20 protein-coding genes and 4 tRNA genes are annotated in these 18,770 nt (G+C 74.5%); 12 read left to right on the top strand and 12 right to left on the bottom strand.

Features of this window, described 5'->3' with window-relative positions; genetic code table 11:
- Window positions 1-129: 129 nt before the first annotated feature.
- The 3 genes from ACI78R_RS20485 to ACI78R_RS20475 are packed head-to-tail and all read right to left on the bottom strand — an operon-like array spanning window position 130 to window position 1,550.
- Window positions 130-675 carry an MOSC N-terminal beta barrel domain-containing protein gene (locus tag ACI78R_RS20485; protein ID WP_083629021.1) on the bottom strand — a complete coding sequence of 182 codons (546 nt, stop codon included), beginning with the start codon at window positions 673-675 and terminating at the stop codon, window positions 130-132.
- Between the two features lie 21 nt (window positions 676-696).
- The gene (locus tag ACI78R_RS20480) at window positions 697-1,077 is read right to left on the bottom strand and encodes an HNH endonuclease (protein ID WP_175562962.1); all 381 of its coding nucleotides are present in this window, start codon (window positions 1,075-1,077) and stop codon (window positions 697-699) included.
- 44 nt (window positions 1,078-1,121) lie between these two features.
- Window positions 1,122-1,550 (bottom strand): hypothetical protein, encoded by a 429-nt coding sequence (locus ACI78R_RS20475; RefSeq protein ID WP_457042080.1) that lies wholly within the window; start codon window positions 1,548-1,550, stop codon window positions 1,122-1,124.
- 113 nt (window positions 1,551-1,663) lie between these two features.
- On the opposite strand from ACI78R_RS20475, the gene ACI78R_RS20470 reads away from it, so the two are divergent.
- Window positions 1,664-2,206, top strand: a complete 543-nt coding sequence (locus tag ACI78R_RS20470; protein ID WP_073422590.1) for a dihydrofolate reductase family protein — start codon at window positions 1,664-1,666, stop codon at window positions 2,204-2,206.
- Between the two features lie 194 nt (window positions 2,207-2,400).
- On the opposite strand, the gene ACI78R_RS20465 is transcribed toward ACI78R_RS20470, so the two are convergent.
- The 5 genes from ACI78R_RS20465 to ACI78R_RS20445 form a co-directional block, all read right to left on the bottom strand.
- On the bottom strand, window positions 2,401-3,102 hold the full coding sequence (locus tag ACI78R_RS20465) for a VOC family protein (protein WP_457042079.1): 702 nt from the start codon (window positions 3,100-3,102) through the stop codon (window positions 2,401-2,403).
- 135 nt (window positions 3,103-3,237) lie between these two features.
- Window positions 3,238-3,309: transfer RNA gene (locus ACI78R_RS20460), tRNA-Val, on the bottom strand.
- Between the two features lie 26 nt (window positions 3,310-3,335).
- Window positions 3,336-3,800, bottom strand: a complete 465-nt coding sequence (locus tag ACI78R_RS20455; RefSeq protein ID WP_245794872.1) for a PGPGW domain-containing protein — start codon at window positions 3,798-3,800, stop codon at window positions 3,336-3,338.
- Window positions 3,801-3,814: 14 nt separating this feature from the next.
- Window positions 3,815-4,774, bottom strand: a complete 960-nt coding sequence (locus tag ACI78R_RS20450) for an anti-sigma factor domain-containing protein (RefSeq protein WP_457042078.1) — start codon at window positions 4,772-4,774, stop codon at window positions 3,815-3,817.
- Complete coding sequence (locus ACI78R_RS20445; protein ID WP_245794874.1) at window positions 4,771-5,421, bottom strand: sigma-70 family RNA polymerase sigma factor; 651 nt, start codon at window positions 5,419-5,421, stop codon at window positions 4,771-4,773. Before ACI78R_RS20445 ends, ACI78R_RS20450 begins: the two co-directional genes overlap by 4 nt.
- A gap of 149 nt (window positions 5,422-5,570) precedes the next feature.
- On the opposite strand from ACI78R_RS20445, the gene ACI78R_RS20440 reads away from it, so the two are divergent.
- The 4 genes from ACI78R_RS20440 to ACI78R_RS20425 all read left to right on the top strand — a co-directional run bounded on the left by ACI78R_RS20440 (window position 5,571) and on the right by ACI78R_RS20425 (window position 6,408).
- On the top strand, window positions 5,571-6,029 hold the full coding sequence (locus ACI78R_RS20440) for an SsgA family sporulation/cell division regulator (RefSeq protein ID WP_457042077.1): 459 nt from the start codon (window positions 5,571-5,573) through the stop codon (window positions 6,027-6,029).
- Window positions 6,030-6,097: 68 nt separating this feature from the next.
- Window positions 6,098-6,170, top strand: a tRNA-Gly gene (locus tag ACI78R_RS20435).
- Between the two features lie 43 nt (window positions 6,171-6,213).
- Window positions 6,214-6,284: transfer RNA gene (locus ACI78R_RS20430), tRNA-Cys, on the top strand.
- A 49-nt stretch (window positions 6,285-6,333) separates the two neighbouring features.
- Window positions 6,334-6,408: transfer RNA gene (locus ACI78R_RS20425), tRNA-Val, on the top strand.
- 69 nt (window positions 6,409-6,477) lie between these two features.
- Here ACI78R_RS20425 and coaE read toward each other — a convergent pair.
- The gene (gene coaE, locus ACI78R_RS20420) at window positions 6,478-7,089 is read right to left on the bottom strand and encodes a dephospho-CoA kinase (protein ID WP_073422595.1); all 612 of its coding nucleotides are present in this window, start codon (window positions 7,087-7,089) and stop codon (window positions 6,478-6,480) included.
- A gap of 158 nt (window positions 7,090-7,247) precedes the next feature.
- On the opposite strand from coaE, the gene ACI78R_RS20415 reads away from it, so the two are divergent.
- The gene (locus ACI78R_RS20415; protein ID WP_336029595.1) at window positions 7,248-7,523 is read left to right on the top strand and encodes a hypothetical protein; all 276 of its coding nucleotides are present in this window, start codon (window positions 7,248-7,250) and stop codon (window positions 7,521-7,523) included.
- Between the two features lie 154 nt (window positions 7,524-7,677).
- On the opposite strand, the gene rpsA is transcribed toward ACI78R_RS20415, so the two are convergent.
- Window positions 7,678-9,150 carry a 30S ribosomal protein S1 gene (gene rpsA, locus ACI78R_RS20410; protein ID WP_073422597.1) on the bottom strand — a complete coding sequence of 491 codons (1,473 nt, stop codon included), beginning with the start codon at window positions 9,148-9,150 and terminating at the stop codon, window positions 7,678-7,680.
- Window positions 9,151-9,363: 213 nt separating this feature from the next.
- Here rpsA and ACI78R_RS20405 point away from each other — a divergent pair, with 213 nt between their 5' ends.
- Entirely contained in the window at window positions 9,364-10,203 is an 840-nt protein-coding gene (locus ACI78R_RS20405) for a class I SAM-dependent methyltransferase (protein ID WP_457042076.1), read from the top strand.
- A gap of 143 nt (window positions 10,204-10,346) precedes the next feature.
- On the opposite strand, the gene polA is transcribed toward ACI78R_RS20405, so the two are convergent.
- Window positions 10,347-13,085, bottom strand: a complete 2,739-nt coding sequence (gene polA, locus ACI78R_RS20400; protein ID WP_457042075.1) for a DNA polymerase I — start codon at window positions 13,083-13,085, stop codon at window positions 10,347-10,349.
- An 81-nt stretch (window positions 13,086-13,166) separates the two neighbouring features.
- On the opposite strand from polA, the gene ACI78R_RS20395 reads away from it, so the two are divergent.
- A complete protein-coding gene (locus tag ACI78R_RS20395) occupies window positions 13,167-13,571 on the top strand; it encodes a PaaI family thioesterase (protein WP_073422600.1) in 405 nt (134 codons plus the stop codon).
- 25 nt (window positions 13,572-13,596) lie between these two features.
- On the opposite strand, the gene ACI78R_RS20390 is transcribed toward ACI78R_RS20395, so the two are convergent.
- Window positions 13,597-14,223: a GNAT family N-acetyltransferase gene (locus ACI78R_RS20390; protein ID WP_457042074.1), complete on the bottom strand. Its 627-nt coding sequence runs from the start codon at window positions 14,221-14,223 to the stop codon at window positions 13,597-13,599.
- 357 nt (window positions 14,224-14,580) lie between these two features.
- Here ACI78R_RS20390 and ACI78R_RS20385 point away from each other — a divergent pair, with 357 nt between their 5' ends.
- Genes ACI78R_RS20385 through ACI78R_RS20370 form a run of 4 tightly spaced genes read left to right on the top strand, consistent with a single transcriptional unit; the run spans window position 14,581 to window position 18,693 of the window.
- A complete protein-coding gene (locus tag ACI78R_RS20385; protein ID WP_245794876.1) occupies window positions 14,581-15,831 on the top strand; it encodes a branched-chain amino acid ABC transporter permease in 1,251 nt (416 codons plus the stop codon).
- Between the two features lie 3 nt (window positions 15,832-15,834).
- Complete coding sequence (locus tag ACI78R_RS20380) at window positions 15,835-16,833, top strand: branched-chain amino acid ABC transporter permease (RefSeq protein WP_073422602.1); 999 nt, start codon at window positions 15,835-15,837, stop codon at window positions 16,831-16,833.
- Window positions 16,823-17,839 (top strand): ABC transporter ATP-binding protein, encoded by a 1,017-nt coding sequence (locus tag ACI78R_RS20375; RefSeq protein ID WP_457042073.1) that lies wholly within the window; start codon window positions 16,823-16,825, stop codon window positions 17,837-17,839. The genes ACI78R_RS20380 and ACI78R_RS20375 overlap by 11 nt, the downstream gene beginning before the upstream one ends.
- Entirely contained in the window at window positions 17,836-18,693 is an 858-nt protein-coding gene (locus ACI78R_RS20370) for an ABC transporter ATP-binding protein (protein WP_457042072.1), read from the top strand. The genes ACI78R_RS20375 and ACI78R_RS20370 overlap by 4 nt, the downstream gene beginning before the upstream one ends.
- The last annotated feature ends 77 nt before the right edge of the window (window positions 18,694-18,770 follow it).

Here is an 18,770-nt window from a genome sequence, read left to right as displayed (position 1 = left end):
GGTTCTCTCGGGTGCTCGGGGCGGCGCCCGTGCGGACGGGCGCGCTCCGGCCAGCGTATCGACCGGCCCCCCGTGTTCCCGAGACCCGACCGCGTGGTGCTGACCTCCTCCCCGCGGGGGCCGCCTCGGCTAGGCGGGGACGACCTCGTCGCCGACCGCGACCGTGCCGGGCTCGGCCACCTCGGCGTAGACGCCCAGGCAGTGCCTCGGCAGGCGGGTGACCTCCAGGACGGCGGTGCCGAGGCGCAGCCGCCGCCCCACCCAGGTGCGCTCGTCGGCGTCGGGGAGGTCGCCGGGCAGGTCGAGCACGAGGTTGGCGCGGGGGTCGTCGGCGCCGCACCCGGCCGGGACGACGCCCGCGGCGGCGCGGTCGAGCGCCTGCCGGGACACCAGGTGCACCGCGGCCGCGCCGTCGGGGCGCTCCGTCAGCGGCTGCAGGTGCACCGGCCGGCCCAGCGCGGCGGTGAGGGCGGCGGCGTCGGCGCCGGCGTCGCCGGTGGGGGCGACGGCGGCCAGCCCGGGCGCGTCCTTCCCGCGCAGCACCCGCCCGCCGGCGTCGACGACGGCGCTCGCGCGGTCCCCGGCCAGCCCGGCGGGACCGACGTCGGCGCGCTCCAGCGGCGTCCCCGCGCAGCCGCGCACCGGGTAGACCGAGATGCCGACGACGGTGCCCACGGCGGCCACGCTAGCCGCGGCTCAGGCGGCGCGGGCGCCCCGCCGGCGCAGCCGCCGCAGCTGGGAGTCGAGGTAGGGCCGGGCCCGGCGCTGCCCGCCGCGCTCGGCGATGGCGGCGGACAGGGCGGCGAGCAACCGGGCCAGCCGCGCCTCGTCGGCCGGCCAGCCGCGGCGCAGGCACTCCTCGAGCCACTCCACCGGCGCGGTGTGCCCGCGCTCGCCGTTGCACCGCCCGCAGGCGGCGACCTCGTTCTCCAGCCACGACGGGCCGCCCTTGACGCGCGGCACGACGTGCTCGGTGGTCGGCGTGACGTGCCCGGTGAGCGTGCGCCCGCACCAGATGCAGGTGGGTCCGTCGCGTTCCACGGCCGCGTCCAGGCGGGCGGCCCTGTCCAGTGCCATCTCCCCCATGGTGCGCCCGATCGGCCCGGAGGCGGCGGGTGCGCTCAGTCGCGCCGGCGCCGCCCGGCCACCCGGTGCCGGCGGGGCAGCACCGCCGCCGTGAGGGCGTTCTCCCGCCGGCGGCGGACGGCCCGCCGGAACCCCTCCCGGCCGGGACTCGAGCCGGGCGGGTCCGCCGACCAGACGAGCTCGCCCTCCCCGGCGTCGTCACCGGTCCGCTCGCGCAGGCGGCCGAGGACCCGGTCCGCCAGCGCGTCGTCGGCGAGCAGCACCGCCCAGTCGTCGGCGGGGCGGCCCTCCTCGGCCAGCGCCTCGCCGATCGCGCCGAAGACGCCCGGCCCGAACGCGGCCAGCGCGAGGTCGCCGACCACGGCGTGCGCGGCGTCGACGGCCACCCCCGCCTCGAGCGCGACCTCCAGCTCGACGACGGCGCGCAGGGTGTACGGGTCGAGGCCAGGCCCGGTCGGCTCCACCGCCGCATCGTGTCAGGACGGCGGGTCCCGCACCGATGAGAAACGGGATCGTCCAGTGTCTGACCCGACGAGAACGGCCGACAGGGCCGTCCGGGAGCTGTGAGGAGCACGACATGGGCGTCATCCGGGTGCACGAGTTCACCACCGTCGACGGGGTCGTCGACGCGCCGATGTGGACGATGGACTACGGGTTCCCCGAGGACCTGGCCGCCTCGATCGGCGCGCTCACCGCGCCCGCCGGCGGCATCCTGCTGGGCCGCACGACCTTCGAGATGTTCGCGCCGGCGTGGTCCACCCGCACCGCCGACGACGACCCGGGCGCGCCCTTCTTCAACGACACGACCAAGTACGTCGTGTCGTCGACGCTGACCGACGCCGAGTCGGTGTGGCGGAACTCGACCGCCGTCGGCGGCTACGACGCCGGCCGGATCCGGGAGCTCAAGGCCGACCGCGACCTCTACGTCAGCGGCAGCGCCACCCTGGTGCGCGCCCTCGTCGCCGACGGCCTCGTCGACGAGCTGCACCTCTACGTCTACCCGGTCGCCGTCGGCACGGGCATCCACCTGTTCCCCGAGGGCACCGAGCAGAAGCTGTCCCTGCTGGGCGTCGAGGCGCTGAGCAACGGGGTCGCGCACCTCACCTACGGCCCCGCCTGACCGACCGGTCACCCGGGGGGGGGGGGGGGCGGGGGGGCGGCGGGGCCCCCCCCCCCCCCCCCCCCCCCCCCCCCCCCCCCCCCCCCCCCCCCCGCCCCCCCCCCCCCCCCCCCCCCCCCCCCCCCCCGGCGCGTCCTCGACCGGCACGTCCACGACCGGCACGTCCACGACCGGCGCATCCCCGGCGAGCGCGCTCAGAGCAGCCGGAACCCGGTGCCGTCGGGGTCGACGAGCTCGACCGCTCCACCGGCGGTGGTCCCGGCGCGGGCGGCGCCGAGGCCGACCAGCCGGTCCGCCTCGGCCTCCCGGTCGCCGCCGTCCGGCACGAGGTCCAGGTGCAGCCGGCCACGGCCGGTCCCCGGCGCCGGCGGCGACCCGCCCCAGGTGACCTTCGGCCCGCCCCGCGGTGACTGCACCGCCGTCTCCTCGCCCTCGTCCCACACCAGCGGCCACGCGAGCGCGGCGGCCCAGAACAGGCCGACGGCGCGGGTGCCGTCGCAGGCGACCGCCCCGACCGGGCCGCAGCCCTCGAGGAAGCGGTTGCCCGCCTCGATGACGCAGAACTCGCTGCCCTCCGGGTCGGCGAGCACCACGTGCTCCTCCTCGGAGAGCTGGCCGACGTCGAGGTGCCGGCCGCCGAGCGCCAGCGCCCGCTCCACCGTCGCCCGCTGGTCGCCGGGCGTCGCGCTGGTCAGGTCCAGGTGCATGCGGTTGCGGCCGGCGCGGGGCCGCGCCGTCGGCAGGAACCGCAGCCGCAGGCCGGGGTCCTCCCCCGGCGGCACGTCGACCCCGCCGGGTCCCTCGACGGTGTCCCGCCCGAGCAGGCCGGCCCAGAAGCGGGCGAGCGCGGCCGGGTCGTGCGCGCCGACGGCCAGTGCGTCCAGGTGGCAGGACATCCCGCTCCTCGGTCCCCGGGGCGGACACCCGCCACGGCCGCGGACGGTAGGCGGGCCGCGGCGCGCGGTCGACGCATTTCCGGCCCGGGAACGGCGAGAGCCCCGGACCTCGTGGTCCGGGGCTCTCGCGCAGGGTGGGCGATACTGGGTTCGAACCAGTGACCTCTTCGGTGTGAACGAAGCGCTCTACCACTGAGCCAATCGCCCGCTGCGTCGTCCATGATGCCAGACGGTCACCGCCAGAGCGGCACCCACCCCGGCACCCAGTCCGGCACGCCCGTCAGGTGCAGCGTGACGACCAGGACGCCGTAGACGAAGGCCGCCGTCAGCACGCCGATGCCCAGCCGCACCCACACCGGCTGCCGGCCGACCCAGTCGGTCCAGGCACGGACGTGCCGCCGGGTGAACTCCAGCAGCCGCTCGGCCCACATGAACTCGGTGGCGAGCACGAACAGGCCCGCGATGACCGTCAGCCAACCCGGCCCCGGCAGCGGGATGGTGGCCAGCCCGACGGCGACGACCAGCCCGCCCACGATGCCGACGCCCATCCGGTAGGCGTGGTCGATCGACCGGCGGGCGGCGATGCGTCGCCGCCAGCCCGAGTCGGCCACCCGCTCGCGCAGGCTCTCGTGCCCGTCCCGCTCCCGCCGCGTCCCCGCGGTCGGTCCGGCCGGCGCCTCCCGAGGGAGGGGCGGCACGGTCTCCTGTCCGCTCAGCTGCTCACCTGCCCGCTCGCGACCACTTCCGTCGGTTCCGACGGAGCCTGACGGCCGGGCTCGATGCTGACGGCGTACGCCTCGTAGTCGTCGAGACCGGTCGAGGCGGAGCCTACGGCCCGGAGGTCGGTCTGTGGGGAGACGACGTCGAAGGTGCCGAGCGGGACCGGGTCGGTCTCGGTCATCCCCCACACGACGTAGGTGGTCGCGTCGCGGTCGTTGAGGCGCAGCCCGTGCGTGACCACCTGCAGCTCGCCGTCGCGGGCGACGACCGTGGCGACGTCGTGGCCGTCGTCGTCGGTGACCGGCGCGATGGTGGCGCGGCCGGGCTGCAGGAGCGACTGCACGACGTCGGCCTGTTCGGCGGCGGCCGCCTGCGCCTCGTCCCGCGCGGAGCTGAGGACGACGTTCCAGGTGCCCAGCGCCAGGATCGCCGCGACCGCGGCGGCGACGAGGGCGTTGGGCAGCACGCGGCGCCACGCGGTCCGCTCCGGGCGCTCCTCCCCCGCCGGCGCGGGCACGTAGCCGGGGAAGCCGGTTGCCCGCGTGGAGCCGCCCCCGCCGGGGACGTCGGTGCGCCGCCGGCCGCCCGGCGGGCCGGGGACCTGTCGCGGACCGGCCGCCGGACCGCTTCCCGGACCGCTCACCGGGCCGGTCGCCGCGCCGGGCAGCCCGGCGTCGGGCGCCCCGGCCGCCGACGGCGGGGGCGGCACCTGCTCGGTGCGCTCCACGGCGTCGCGCAGCCGGTCGCGCAGCCCCTCCGACGGCTCGGCCGGCGGCAGGTCGTTCGCCAGCGCGGCCATCACCTCGGAGGTCTCGGCGACGGTGCGCGCGCACCGCGCGCAGCCGGGCAGGTGCGGGGTGAACAGCGCCTCGTCCTCGGGCTCGAGCGCGTGCAGCGCCCACCCGACGGCGAGCTCGTCCCACGCCTCGTGGTCGTCGCGCGGCGCGCTCACCGGGCACCCCCGTCGACCGCCGCGGGACCGCTCAGGGCGCCGCCGGCCGTGGCGCCGCCGACCGCGCCGAGCTCCTCCTTGAGCCGGCGCATCCCGGCGAGCATGCGGGTCTTGACCGTGCCCAGCGGCGCGCGGGTCAGGGCCGCGACCTCCCGCTGCGTGTAGCCGCCGTAGTAGGCCAGGGTCAGCGCCTCCCGCTGGGCGTCGGGCAGCGTGCCCAGCGCCGTCCGCACCCGCTCGGACACGACCCGGCTCCACGCCTCGTCCTCGACGTCGGTGGCGGTGGTCGGGGCGGTGAGCGCCAGGTCGTCCTCGGCGCGCGCCTGGCGGCGCCGGTGGGCCTCCTCGCGGCGGACGGCGTCGACGGCCTTGTGGTGCACCATCGCCATCAGCCAGGAGGAGAAGCTGCCGCGCGCCCGGTCGTAGGCCCACGGGTCGCGCCAGACGCTCAGGAACACGTCCTGGACGACGTCCTCCGCGAGGGTGTCGTCGGCGAGGATCCGCCGGGCCAGCGCGAAGGCCGGGCGGCGGAAGCGGTCGTAGAGGTCGTCGACGGCGCCGCGGTCCCCCGCGCGCACGCGCAGCACGAGGTCGGCATCGCCGGAGTCGCCCTCCGGTCGTCGTGCCGGACGCGTCACGGCTCCCATCGTCACACGCCGCGTTCGCTGCGTGGAGGCCCGGCGGTTCACCGTCGTCCTCCTCCGCGGTCGCCCGCCCCACGGACCTCACCCGTCCGTGCGACACGCCCGGGCGCACCTCGGCGCAACATCCGGCGTCCCCGGTCGTTCTAGGAGTCATGGACCGCGACAGGGCACACCGCTCCTCCCCGGGGTACTCCGTCCCGACGACGCTGCACCTGGTCGGCCCGACGTCGTGGACCGAGGTCCCCGCCGTCCTGTCGTACGCGGTCAGCGACCCCTTCGCCGTGCGGATCGGGTTCGGCGAGCCCGGGGAGCCCGCCGACGACGGCGTCACCTGGCTGCTGGGCCGGGAGCTGCTGGCCACGGGGCTGGAGCGGCCGGCCGGCGACGGCGACGTGCGGCTGTGGCCGGCGCGCACCAGCGGCGACGTCCTCTACCTGCACCTGCGCGCGCCCTCGGGCGAGGCGTTGTTCGAGCTGTCGCGGGCCACGGTGGCGGCGTTCCTGCAGCAGACCGAGGCGCTGGTACCTCCCGGCCAGGAGACGGCGGCCCTCGCCGTCGACGAGGAGCTGGCGGCCCTGCTGTCCGGCGGGGCCGATCCGGGGGCCCGCTGACCCCCGGGGGGACCCCCCGTGAAACCCCCCGCGGACGTCAGGTAGTGTTCTCCCTGCAAGACAGCAACGCGGACGTGGCTCAGTTGGTAGAGCATCACCTTGCCAAGGTGAGGGTCGCGGGTTCGAATCCCGTCGTCCGCTCGGGACCTCGGGCGCTGGTCGCGAGACCGGCGCTCGTGTGTGCGGTGGAGTGGCCGAGAGGCGAGGCAACGGCCTGCAAAGCCGTCTACACGGGTTCAAATCCCGTCTCCACCTCGCCTCCTCGCCGAGCGCGGTGGAGCGGGCCGGTCACCGCACCGGACTCGGGCGATTGGCTCAGTGGTAGAGCGCTACCTTGACACGGTAGAGGTCACTGGTTCGAACCCAGTATCGCCCACCAGCACGAGAGCCCCGGACCACCAGGTCCGGGGCTCTCGTCGTCCCGGCGGGCCCGTCGCCTCCACCGGCCTCAGGACCCGTCCCGCTCCCCCAGCGCCGGCACGACCCGCTCCGCCCACAGCCGCTCGACCTGCGCGGCCAGCGCGTCGGGCGCGCCGCTGTTGTCCAGGACGACGTCGGCCACGGCGCGGCGCTGCTCGTCGGTGGCCTGGGCGGCGATGCGGGCGCGGGCGTCCTCCTCGGTCAGGCCACGCAGCAGCAGCCGTGCCACGCGCGTCTCGAGGTCGGCCTCGACGACGAGCACGAGGTCGTACTGTCCCGCCTGGCCGGTCTCCACGAGCAGCGGCACGTCCTGGACGACGACGGCGTCCGCCGCGGCGCCCGCCACGACCTCCTGGGCCCGGGCGCGCACCAGCGGGTGCACGATGCCGTCGAGCCGGGCGCGGGCCTCCGGATCGGCGAACACGATCGAGGCGAGCGCGGCGCGGTCGAGCGCGCCGTCGGCGGTCAGGACACCGGGGCCGAAGGAGCCGACGACGGCCGCCAGGCCCGGGGTACCCGGCTCGACCACCTCCCGGGCGATCCGGTCGGCGTCGACGACCACCGCCCCGCGGGCGGCCAGCAGCGCCGCCACCGTGCTCTTCCCCGACCCGATCCCGCCGGTCAACCCGATCCGCAGCACGCACGGACCGTAACGACCGCGCCGGAGGCGGTCACGGACGGGTAACACCCGTCCCGTGTGCACGGCGCGTCGCACCAGTCACACGCGCCACTCCTCATAACGTCCGCCCCGTCGCTTCCCCATGGAGGGGGACGCAGCCGAGAGAGGCAGGCAGCCCGATGTCGCAGTCCCGCACCGCCGTCGCGACGGTCCCCGCCGGCCCCCGCACCCCGGGCCGCCACCGGGCGGAGCGCGCCGGGGGCATCCGGGTCGCCGACCTGCCGGCCGTCCGCGAGCGCCTCGTCGCGAACACCGCGGCGCACCCGGCGCCGGCCCGCCGCACCTTCCTGCGCTGGCTGCTCGACGCCGCCCCGGCCGGCCGGCACACGTGGTCGTCGCTGGCCGCCGCCGGTGGCCGCCCGCGCTCGGCCTTCGCCATCATCCTGAGCCTCTGAGCCCGCGGGTCCCCGGAGCGGGGCCCTGCGACGGACGAGGGTGCCCGCCCGGACGGGGACGGCGGGCGGGCACCCTCCCCGCACACGACAGAGGCCCAGGACCTCGCGGGTCCTGGGCCTCTGTCGTCGATCAGACCGTCAGCCGGTCAGCGGGTCACTCCCCGCCGGCGAGCTTGGCGCGCAGCGCGGCGAGCGCCTCGTCGCTGGCCAGCGTGCCGCCGGTGCTGGCACCGGTGTCACCGGCCGGCGCGTCGCCACCGGAGCTGTAGTTGCCCCCGGCAGCCGCCTCGGCGTCGGCCTCGCGGGCCGCGGCGATCTGCTTGCGGTGCGCCTCGAAGCGGGACTGGGCCTCGGCGTACTGCCGCTCCCAGGTCTCGCGGGCCTCGTCGTAGCCCTCGAGCCACTCGCCGGTCTCCGGGTCGAAGCCCTCGGGGTAGATGTAGTTGCCCTGGTCGTCGTAGGAGGCCGACATGCCGTAGGCGGCGGGGTCGAACTGCTCCTCGTCGCCGATGACGCCCTCGTTGGCCTGCTTGAGGGACAGCGAGATGCGGCGCCGGTCGAGGTCGATGTCGATGACCTTGACGAGGATCTCGTCGCCGACCTGCACGACCTGCTCCGGGATCTCCACGTGGCGCTCGGCCAGCTCGGAGATGTGGACCAGGCCCTCGATGCCCTCGTCGACCCGGACGAACGCACCGAAGGGCACCAGCTTGGTGACCTTGCCCGGCACGACCTGGCCGATCTGGTGGGTGCGGGCGAACTGACGCCACGGGTCCTCCTGCGTCGCCTTCAGCGACAGGGAGACCCGCTCGCGGTCGAGGTCGACGTCGAGGACCTCGACGGTGACCTCCTGGCCCACCTCGACGACCTCGGACGGGTGGTCGATGTGCTTCCAGGACAGCTCGGAGACGTGCACGAGGCCGTCCACGCCGCCCAGGTCGACGAACGCGCCGAAGTTGACGATCGAGGAGACGACACCGGTGCGCACCTGGCCGCGGGCGAGCTTGTTGAGGAACTCGCTGCGGACCTCGGACTGCGTCTGCTCCAGCCACTGCCGGCGGGACAGGACGACGTTGTTGCGGTTCTTGTCGAGCTCGATGATCTTCGCCTCGAGCTCGCGGCCCACGTAGGGCTGCAGGTCGCGCACGCGGCGCATCTCGACCAGCGAGGCGGGGAGGAACCCGCGCAGGCCGATGTCGAGGATGAGGCCGCCCTTGACGACCTCGATGACGGTGCCGGTGACGACCTCGTCGGCTTCCTTCTTGGCCTCGATCGTGCCCCAGGCGCGCTCGTACTGGGCGCGCTTCTTGGACAGGATCAGGCGGCCTTCCTTGTCCTCCTTCTGGAGGACGAGGGCTTCCACCTCGTCGCCGACCTTGACGACCTCGTTGGGGTCGACGTCGTGCTTGATGGACAGCTCGCGCGAGGGGATGACGCCCTCGGTCTTGTAGCCGATGTCCAGCAGCACCTCGTCCCGGTCGACCTTGACGATGACGCCTTCGACGATGTCGCCGTCGTTGAAGTACTTGATCGTCTGGTCGATCGCGGCGAGGAAGTCCTCGGCGGTGCCGATGTCGTTCACCGCGATCTGGGGGGTGCTGGAAGGACGGACCTGGGTGGAGGTCATGTGGTCGAGTGCTCCGGACGGGGGATGCGTAGGGACGGGGTGTCGCGGCCGGGTGACCGCGGATGCGGGGAGAGCCGGCGCGCGCCGATCCCTTGCGGGTACAGCACTGACAGACCTCAGGCGCATTCCCATGGTACGGACGCGGGCGCGCGCGGGTCCACCTGGGTGGGCGACCTCTGCCGGTCGGCCGCGGCGTGTCACGCTGGGCGTGTCATGATGCCGCCCCCCGCGCTCCCCCTCGGGCCCGACGGCTACCCCGCCGCGGGCGGGGTCGAGCGCCGCCCGGCCGGCGCCGGCGAGTCGTCCCGCGCCAACCGCGGCTGGTGGGACGCCGCGGCGCCCGCCTACCTCGCCGAGCACGGCGCCGACCTCGGTGACGCCGACTTCCTGTGGTGCCCGGAGGGGCTGCGGGAGGCCGACGCGCACCTGCTCGGCGACGTCGCCGGGCGGCGGGTGCTCGAGGTCGGCTGCGGGTCGGCGCCGTGCGCGCGCTGGCTGCGCCGGGCGGGGGCCGAGGTCGTCGCGCTGGACCTGTCGGCCGGGATGCTCGCCCGGGCCGCGGGGCTGGGCCGCAGCACCGGCACGCCCGTCCCGCTGCTGCAGGCCGACGCCGGCGCGCTGCCGCTGGCCGCCGCGTCGTTCGACGTCGTCTGCTCGGCGTTCGGCGGGCTGCCGTTCGTGGCCGACGTCGAGGGGGCGCTGACCGAGGTGGCGCGGGTGCTGCGGCCCGGCGGGCGGTTCGCGGCGTCGGTGAACCACCCGTTCCGCTGGCCGCTGCCGGACTCCCCCGACCCCGACGACCTCCGGATCGTGTCGTCCTACTTCGACCGGCGGCCCTACGTGGAGACCGACGGCGCGGGGCGCACCGTCTACGTCGAGCACCACCGCACGGTCGGCGACTGGGTCCGAGCCGTCGTCGGGGCCGGCCTGGTGCTCGACGACCTGGTCGAGCCGGAGTGGACGCCCGGGCGCACGCAGGAGTGGGGCCAGTGGTCGCCGGCCCGCGGCGCGCTGGTGCCCGGGACGATGGTGCTGGTCGCGCACCGGCCCTGACGTCCCGTGCGGCGACCCGTGGCCCCGCGCAGCGGCGCGGGGAGAGGCACACGGCCTGGTCGCCGACGAGATCACCGAGGTCCGGGAGGGCGCCTGACCCCGCACCCTGACCCTCCACGTCAGGTGGAGGGTCAGGGTGGTCGTCAGTGGGCGGCGGCGTCCCAGCTGCTGCCGACGCCGACGGAGACCTCCAGCGGCACCGACAGCTCCGCCGCGCCGGCCATCTCCCGGCGGACCAGCGCCTCCAGCGCCTCCCGCTCCCCCGGCGCCACCTCGAGCACGAGTTCGTCGTGCACCTGCAGCAGCATCCGCGACCGCAGGCCCTCGGCCTCGATGCCCCGCTCGACGCCGAGCATCGCCACCTTGATGACGTCGGCCGCCGAGCCCTGGATCGGGGCGTTGAGCGCCATCCGCTCGGCCATCTGCCGGCGCTGGCCGTTGTCGCTGGTCAGGTCGGGCAGGTAGCGGCGCCGGCCGAGCGTGGTCTCGGTGTAGCCGCGCAGCCGGGCCTCCTCGACGACGCCGTCGAGGTAGTCGCGGATGCCGCCGAAGCGCTCGAAGTAGGCGTGCATCTGACCGCGCGCCTCCTCCGGGGTGATCCGCAGCTGCTGCGCGAGCCCGTAGGCCGACAGCCCGTAGGCCAGGCCGTAGCTCATGGCCTTGATCCGCCGGCGCATCTCCGGGTCGACCTGGTCGATCGGGATGTCGTAGGCCCGCGACGCGACGAAGGAGTGCAGATCCTCCCCCGAGGTGAACGCCTCGATCAGCCCGGCGTCCTCCGACAGGTGGGCCATGATCCGCATCTCGATCTGGCTGTAGTCGGCCGTCATCAGCGTCTCGTAGCCGCCGCCGACGACGAACGCCTGCCGGATCCGGCGGCCCTCGGCGGTGCGGATCGGGATGTTCTGCAGGTTCGGGTCGGTCGAGGACAGCCGGCCGGTGGCGGCGATCGTCTGCTGGAACGTGGTGTGGATGCGGCCGCCGTCGTCGACCATGGGGATCAGCCCGTCGATGACCGTGCGCAGCCGCGTGACGTCGCGGTGGCGCATCAGGTGCTCGAGGAAGGGGTGCCCGGTCTGCGCCAGCAGCGAGGTGAGCGCCTCGGCGTCGGTGGTGTACCCGGACTTGATCTTCTTGGTCTTCGGCAGGCCCAGCTCGTCGAACAGCACCGCCTGCAGCTGCTTGGGCGAGCCGAGGTTGATCTCCCGGCCGATGACGGCGTAGGCCTCGGCGGCCGCGGCGGCCACGCCCTCGGCGAACTCGCGCTGCAGCTCGGTGAGCAGGTCCATGTCGGCGGCGATGCCGCGCTGCTCCATCCGGGCGAGCACCCGGGTGAGCGGCAGCTCCATCCCCTCGAGGAGGTGGTCGCCGCCCTTCTGGCCGAGCACCTGCTCGAGGGCGTCGGAGAGGTCGTTGACCGCGACGGCCTTGAGGACGTCGGCGTGCGCGGCCTCGGCGGCGATGTCGGCCTCGGTGGGGCCCATCCCGTCGAGCGTCATCTGGCTCTCGGGCTCGGCGGCGTCCTTGAGCTCCCGCTTGAGGTAGCGCACCGAGAGGTCGGCGAGGTCGAACGAGCGCTGCCCCGGCGTGGCCAGGTAGGCGGCGAGCGCGGTGTCGCTGACCAGGCCCCGCAGGTCCCACCCGCGCGCCCACACGGCGAGCAGCGGGCCCTTGACGTCGTGGGCGACCTTCTCGACGGCGGGGTCGGACAGCCACTCGGCCAGCGCCTGCTCGTCGGCGGCGTCGAGGCCCGGCCCGAGGTCGACGAAGACGGCGTGGTCGTCGCCGGCGGCCAGCGCGATCCCGGTCAGCTCCCCGGTGCCGCGACCCCAGGTGCCGCGCAGGACCACCCCGGTGCGGCCGGTGCGGGCGTGCGCGTCGAGCCAGGCGCCGAGCTCCCCGGGGGCCACCTCGTCGGCGGTGACGTCGAAGCCGCCCTCGACCTCCGGCTCCGCGCTGCTGAGCGTGGCGAACAGCCGGTCGCGGAGCACCCGGAACTGCAGGTTGTCGAAGAGGGTGTGCACCTCGTTGCGGTCCCAGGCGCGGACGGCGAGGTCCTGCGGGCCGAGCTCGAGGGACACCTGCCGGTCGAGCTCGGTGAGCCGCCGGTTCTGCAGGACCGACGACAGGTGCTCGCGCAGCTTCTCCCCGACCTTGCCCTTCACCGTGTCGACCCGGTCGACGAGCTCGTCGAGGGAGCCGTACTCGCGGATCCACTTGGCCGCGGTCTTCTCCCCCACGCTCGGGATGCTGGGGAGGTTGTCGCTCGGGTCGCCCCGCAGCGCCGCGAAGTCGGGGTACTGGACGGGGGTCAGCCCGTACTTGGTCTCGACCTCCTCCGGGGTGAACCGGGTGAGGTCGGAGACGCCCTTGCGCGGGTACAGCACGGTCACGTGCTCGTTGACCAGCTGCAGCGCGTCGCGGTCGCCGGTGCAGATGAGCACGTCCATGCCCTGCTCGACGGCCTGCACGGTGAGCGTGGCGATGACGTCGTCGGCCTCGTAGCCCGGCGCGGTGATCACCGGGACGCGCAGGGCGCCGAGCACCTCCTGGATGAGGCTGACCTGGCCGCGGAAGTCGGTGGGGCTCTCGCTGCGGTTTGCCTTGTACTCCGCGTAGATCTCACTGCGGAAGGTCTGCCGGCCGACGTCGAAGGCGACGGCGAGGTGCGTCGGCTGCTCGTCGCGCAGCACGTTGATCAGCATCGACGTGAAGCCGTAGACGGCGTTGGTGGGCTGGCCCGTCGTCGTGGAGAAGTTCTCCACCGGCAGCGCGAAGAACGCGCGGTAGGCCAGCGAGTGCCCGTCGAGGAGCAGCAGGCGCGGCCGCGTCCCCGGACTCGAGGGGGCGGTGGGCGCGGAGGTGGTCACCGGAGCGGACATCGCCGACGATCCTAGGTCCGCGCGACGACGTTCCCGGCCCCTGCCGGGCCGTCCCCGCGGCCGCTGGCTAGCGTGCCGGGGGTGACGACGCCTCCCCCGGAGTGGCTGCCGCCGAGCGCGGCCAGCCCGCTCGACGACAAGCTCGGCATCGAGATCGTCGACTTCCGGCCCGACCGGCTCGTGGCCACCATGCCGGTCGAGGGCAACCAGCAGCCCTTCGGCCTGCTGCACGGCGGCGCCACCTGCTCGCTGGTGGAGACCGTCGGCTCGTGGGCGGCGATGATCAACGCCGGCCCCGGGAAGAAGGCCGTCGGCGTCGAGCTCAACGCCAGCTACCTCCGCGCGGCCACGTCGGGCACGGTCACCGCCGTCTGCACGCCCGCGCGGATCGGCCGCACGCTGTCGACGTTCATGGTCGAGGTCACCGACGACCGCGGCCGCCGGACGGCGACCGCCCGGCTGACCTGCGCGATCCTGCCCGCCTGACCGGCCCAGCGGACCGGCCCGGCTCTCAGCGCGCCCGGGCCGGTGCCTCGGGACGCACGTCGGTCGGGAGCACCACGGGCAGCACGCGCGGCAGCGGCGGGCGGCGGCGCGGCACCGGCCGCCGCGGCAGGCTCAGCCCGCCGCGCAGCCGGCCGGCCAGCACCCGCGCGAGCGTCTCCCGCGGCACGATCCGGCGGGTGGTGAGCGGGGCGAAGCCCATCCGGGCGAAGAACCGCTGCCGCTCGGCCTCGTGCCCGCCGACGGCGGCGACGACGTGGAGGGCGCCCAGTTCCTCCGCGTAGGCGGCCGCGGCCGCGAGCAGCGCGGTGCCCGCGCCGTGCCGGCGGTGGTCGCGGTGCACGACGAGGTTGTCGACGGTCACCTGCGGGACGCCGAGCACCGTCGACAGCGGGTCCGGCCCGAGCACCGCGAGGCCGACGGCGACCTCGCCGGCCGAGTCCGGACCCGGCGCGGCGTCGCCCGGCAGCACGGCGAGGACGACCCGGTGACCGGGGTCGGCGAGCAGCCGGCGGAACCCGACCGCCGCGGCGGCGCCCGGCGTCTGGCCGGTGAGCACCCCCTCGGCGTGGGCCTCCGCGCGGTGCTGCCGTACGAGCGACAGCACCGCGGGCAGGTCCTCGGGACGCGCCACGCGCGTCGTGACGCCAGACCGCTGACCGGTTCCTGACACGGGAGTCCTCCCCTGGACGGTGGCGAGATCGTCCACCCGGTCCCGCGGCTCGCCCGCGGCGACGCGCCGGGGTGGGACAGGAGTGATCACCGCGGCCCGCCGGAGATCTCGCTCGGGTCACAGGTGGGACTCGAGGGAACGGCGACGCAACAGGCCTGGGTTACCGTCACGCCTCCTGCCCGCGCAGTGTCCTTCGACACTGCGCCTGAGCACTGCCACGACCAGGGAGGTTGTGTGAGGCACCCGTCAGCCACCTCGGGGCGACCCGGGCCGCACCGGAGCGCGATCCGCCCGGGCCCCGGCGCCGTCGCCCGAGGCGTGCTGCTGCGGCTCCTGCTCGTCCTCGTCGCCGCCACCGGGATGGCCTTCCTGGCCCCCGGGATCGCGAGCGCCGAGGGTGAGCAGGTGCTGGGCACGTTGCAGACCAGCCGGTCCGGCCCCATCGAGGGCGTCGAGGTCACCGTCACCCAAGCCGGCGGCCAGGAGATCGACAGCGTCGAGACCGACGAGGAGGGCCGCTGGTCGGTCGACCTCCCCGGCCCCGGGGACTACACCGTCACCATCGACGCCGACGACCTGCCCGAGGGCGTGGAGCTGGCCGGAGCGGACAACCGCACCGTCACCGTCGACGAGGGTCGCCGCCAGGCGGTCATCATCGGGCTCGAGGACGGCAGCCGCGGCGGCGGGGGCGGCACGGTCCGCGCCGTCCAGCTGCTCGTCGACGGCATCCGGTTCGGCCTGCTGATCGCCATGGCCGCCGTCGGCCTGTCGCTCATCTTCGGCACCACCGGCCTGACCAACTTCGCGCACGGCGAGCTGGTCACGATCGGCGCCGTCGTCGCCTGGTACGTCAACGTCTCCGGCGGCGTCCCGCTCATCGCCGCGACGCTGATCGCGATGGTCGCCGGCGCAGCCGTCGGCGCCCTCAACGAGCTCGCGCTGTGGCGCCCGCTGCGCCGCCGCGGCACCGGCCTGATCGCCGCGCTCGTGGTCTCGATCGGCCTGTCGCTGCTGCTGCGCTACCTGATCCAGATCGTCTACGGCGGCCGGTCGAGCCCGTACCAGGTCGCCACCGGGCGGGCCGTCGACTACGGCCTGTTCACGCTGACCAACCGCGCGCTCGTGTCGATCGTCGTGTCGCTCGTCGTCCTGGTGCTGGTGGCCGTGATGCTGCAGCGCACCAAGATCGGCAAGGCCATGCGCGCGGTCGCCGACAACCGCGACCTCGCCGCGTCCTCGGGCATCGACGTCAACCGCGTCATCCTCGTCGTCTGGATGATGGGTGGCGCGCTGGCCGCGCTCGGCGGCGTGCTGCTGGGCCTGTCCGACCAGGTGCAGTGGGACATGGGCTTCCGCCTGCTGCTGCTGATGTTCGCCGGCGTCACCCTCGGTGGCCTCGGCACCGCCTACGGCGCCCTCGTGGGCAGCCTCATCGTGGGCGTGTTCGTGCAGATGTCGACCCTCGTCATCCCGAATGACGTGAAGTACGTCGGAGGGCTGCTGCTCTTGATCGTCATCCTCGTCATCCGGCCCCAGGGCATCCTGGGCAGCCGGGTCCGGATCGGCTGAGCCATGGGTGACCTCATCGACGCCCTGGCCGTCGCCCTCAAGGCCGGCCTCGGCTTCCAGGCGATCTTCTTCGCCCTGCTGGCCATCGGCATCAACGTGCAGTTCGGCTACGCCGGCCTGCTGAACTTCGGTCAGATCGCGTTCGCCCTGCTGGGCGGCTTCGGCATCGCGATCTCGGTCAGCCAGTGGGGCCTGCCCTTCTGGGTGGGCGTCGTCGTGGGCCTCGCGGCCGCGGTCGTCCTCGCCCTCCTGCTCGGCCTGCCGACCCTGCGGCTGCGCGCGGACTACCTGGCCATCGCGACCATCGCGACGGCGGAGGGCCTGCGGCTGCTGTTCCGGTCGGTGTCGGCCACGCCGGTCACCAACGGCACCCGGGGCCTGTCGTCGTTCAACGGCGACTTCATCTCCCTCGCCCCGTGGGCGACCAACGAGCGCTACCGCATCCTCGGCACCAGCTGGTCCGGCGGCGAGCTCTGGGTCGCCGTCGTCGGCTGGGTGCTGGTCATCCTGGCCTGCCTGCTCGTCTGGGCGCTCATGCGCAGCCCCTGGGGCCGTGTGCTCAAGTCGATCCGCGAGGACGAGGACGCCGTCCGCGCCCTGGGCAAGAACGTCTACGTCTACAAGATGCAGGCGCTGGTCCTCGGCGGCATCCTCGGCGCGCTCGGTGGGATGGTGTACGCCGTGGGCACCGGATCGGCCGTCCCCGACCAGTACCAGAACGCCAACACGTTCCTCGCCTACGCCGCCCTGATCCTCGGTGGCGCCGCGCGCGTGCTGGGTCCGGTGGTCGGGTCGATCATCCTGCTGTTCATCCTGCAGTTCGCCGACACCGGTCTGCGGCTGCTCATCGACAACGGCATCATCCCCGAGGGCCTGCTGTCCTCCACCGACGTCGCGCAGATCCGCTTCGTGCTCGTGGGTGTCGGGTTGATGCTGCTGCTGGTCTTCCGCCCGCAGGGCATCTTCGGAGACCGACGAGAGGTGATGCTCGATGCCCGCTGAGAACACCCCGGCCGGCGCCCACGCGGCGTCGCTGGACAAGGGCGGCGTCCACCGCGCGGCGCCGCAGCGACTGGCCCAGGCCGCGCTGCGCGACGTCCCGTGGGAGGTCGGCGTCGCCAAGCCGGACCCGGCGATCGTCGTCGACGGCGTCACCCGCACCTTCGGCGGCCTCACCGCGGTCGCCGTCGAGCACCTCGAGGTGCAGCGCGGCGGGATCACCGGCCTGATCGGGCCGAACGGCGCCGGCAAGACGACGCTGTTCAACCTGCTGACCGGCTTCGACCAGCCCAACACCGGCACCTGGAGCTTCGACGGGCGCCCGCTGGGCAAGCTGGCGCCGCACCAGGTCGCCCGGCTCGGCGTCGTCCGCACCTTCCAGCTCACCAAGGCGCTGTCCCGGCTCACCGTGCTGCAGAACATGCTGCTCGGCGCCCAGGGCCAGCGCGGCGAGAGCTTCCTGCGCGCCCTGGTGCCCGGGACCTGGAAGGGCCAGGAGAAGGCGAACACCGACAAGGCGATGGACCTGCTGCGGCGGTTCAAGCTCGACGCCAAGAAGGACGAGTTCGCCGGCACCCTCTCCGGCGGTCAGCGCAAGCTGCTCGAGATGGCGCGGGCGCTCATGAGCGACCCGAAGGTCGTCATGCTCGACGAGCCGATGGCCGGGGTGAACCCCGCCCTGACGCAGAGCCTGCTCGGCCACGTCAAGGACCTCCGCGAGGAGGGCATGACGGTCATCTTCGTCGAGCACGACATGGACGTCGTCCGCGACATCAGCGACTGGGTGGTCGTCATGGCCGCCGGCCGGGTGATCGCCGAGGGCCCGCCCGAGTCCATCAGCCAGAACCAGGCCGTGGTCGACGCCTACCTCGGCGCCCACCACGACGCCCCGCTGACCGTCGAGGAGGAGGACCAGGTCCTCGCCGAGGCCGAGGCGCAGATCGCCGCCGAGGAGCACGGCGGCGGCGAGGTCCTGGGGTCCGACGTGCACAAGGAGACCGGTCGATGAGCGACCCGCTGTTCCAGGTCGACGAGTCCGGCGAGGACGTCACCCGCGCCGCCGAGGCCGCGGCCGGCACCACCGAGCTCTCCCCCGCGGAGAAGGCCGCCACCCGCGAGGAGCACCTGCGCCTCGCCGAGGGCGCCCTGGTGCGCGCCGACGACCTCGTCGCCGGCTACGTCCCGGGCGTCAACATCCTGCGGGGCGCCGACTTCTACCTGCAGGACGGCGAGCTCGTCGGGATCATCGGCCCCAACGGCGCCGGCAAGTCGACGCTGCTCAAGACGCTGTTCGGGCTCATCCCCGTGCGCTCGGGATCGGTGACGCTGCGCGGCGAGGAGATCACCTCGGCGCCCGCGCACCGGCTGGTCTCGATGGGCGTGGGCTACGTGCCGCAGAACAACAACGTGTTCCCCTCGCTCACCATCGAGGAGAACATGCAGATGGGCGTCTACCTGCGGCCGAAGACGTTCAAGGAGCGCTTCGACTACGTCATCGACCTCTTCCCGCTGCTCGGCGAGCGGCGCAAGGGCAAGGCGGGCGCCCTGTCCGGCGGTGAGCGGCAGATGGTCGCCATGGGCCGGGCGCTGATGATGGACCCGTCGGTGCTGCTGCTCGACGAGCCGTCGGCCGGCCTGTCGCCGGCCTACCAGGACGAGGTGTTCATCCGCTGCCGGCGGATCAACGCCACCGGGGTCTCGATCATCATGGTCGAGCAGAACGCCCGGCGCTGCCTGCAGATCTGCGACCGCGGCTACGTGCTCGACCAGGGCCGCAACGCCTACACCGACACGGGCAAGTCGCTGATGACCGACCCGAAGGTCATCGAGCTCTACCTGGGGACGCTCGCCAAGGCGCAGTGACCTCCTGAGCACCGGCAGAGGCCGGCGTCCCCTCCGGGGGCGCCGGCCTCTGTGCGTCCGTGGGCGTCCGTGGGCGT

Source organism: Geodermatophilus sp. SYSU D01106 (assembly GCF_054049995.1).
Note: the sequence above shows the minus strand (reverse complement) of the source record. Positions and strands in the feature narration are given on the sequence as shown.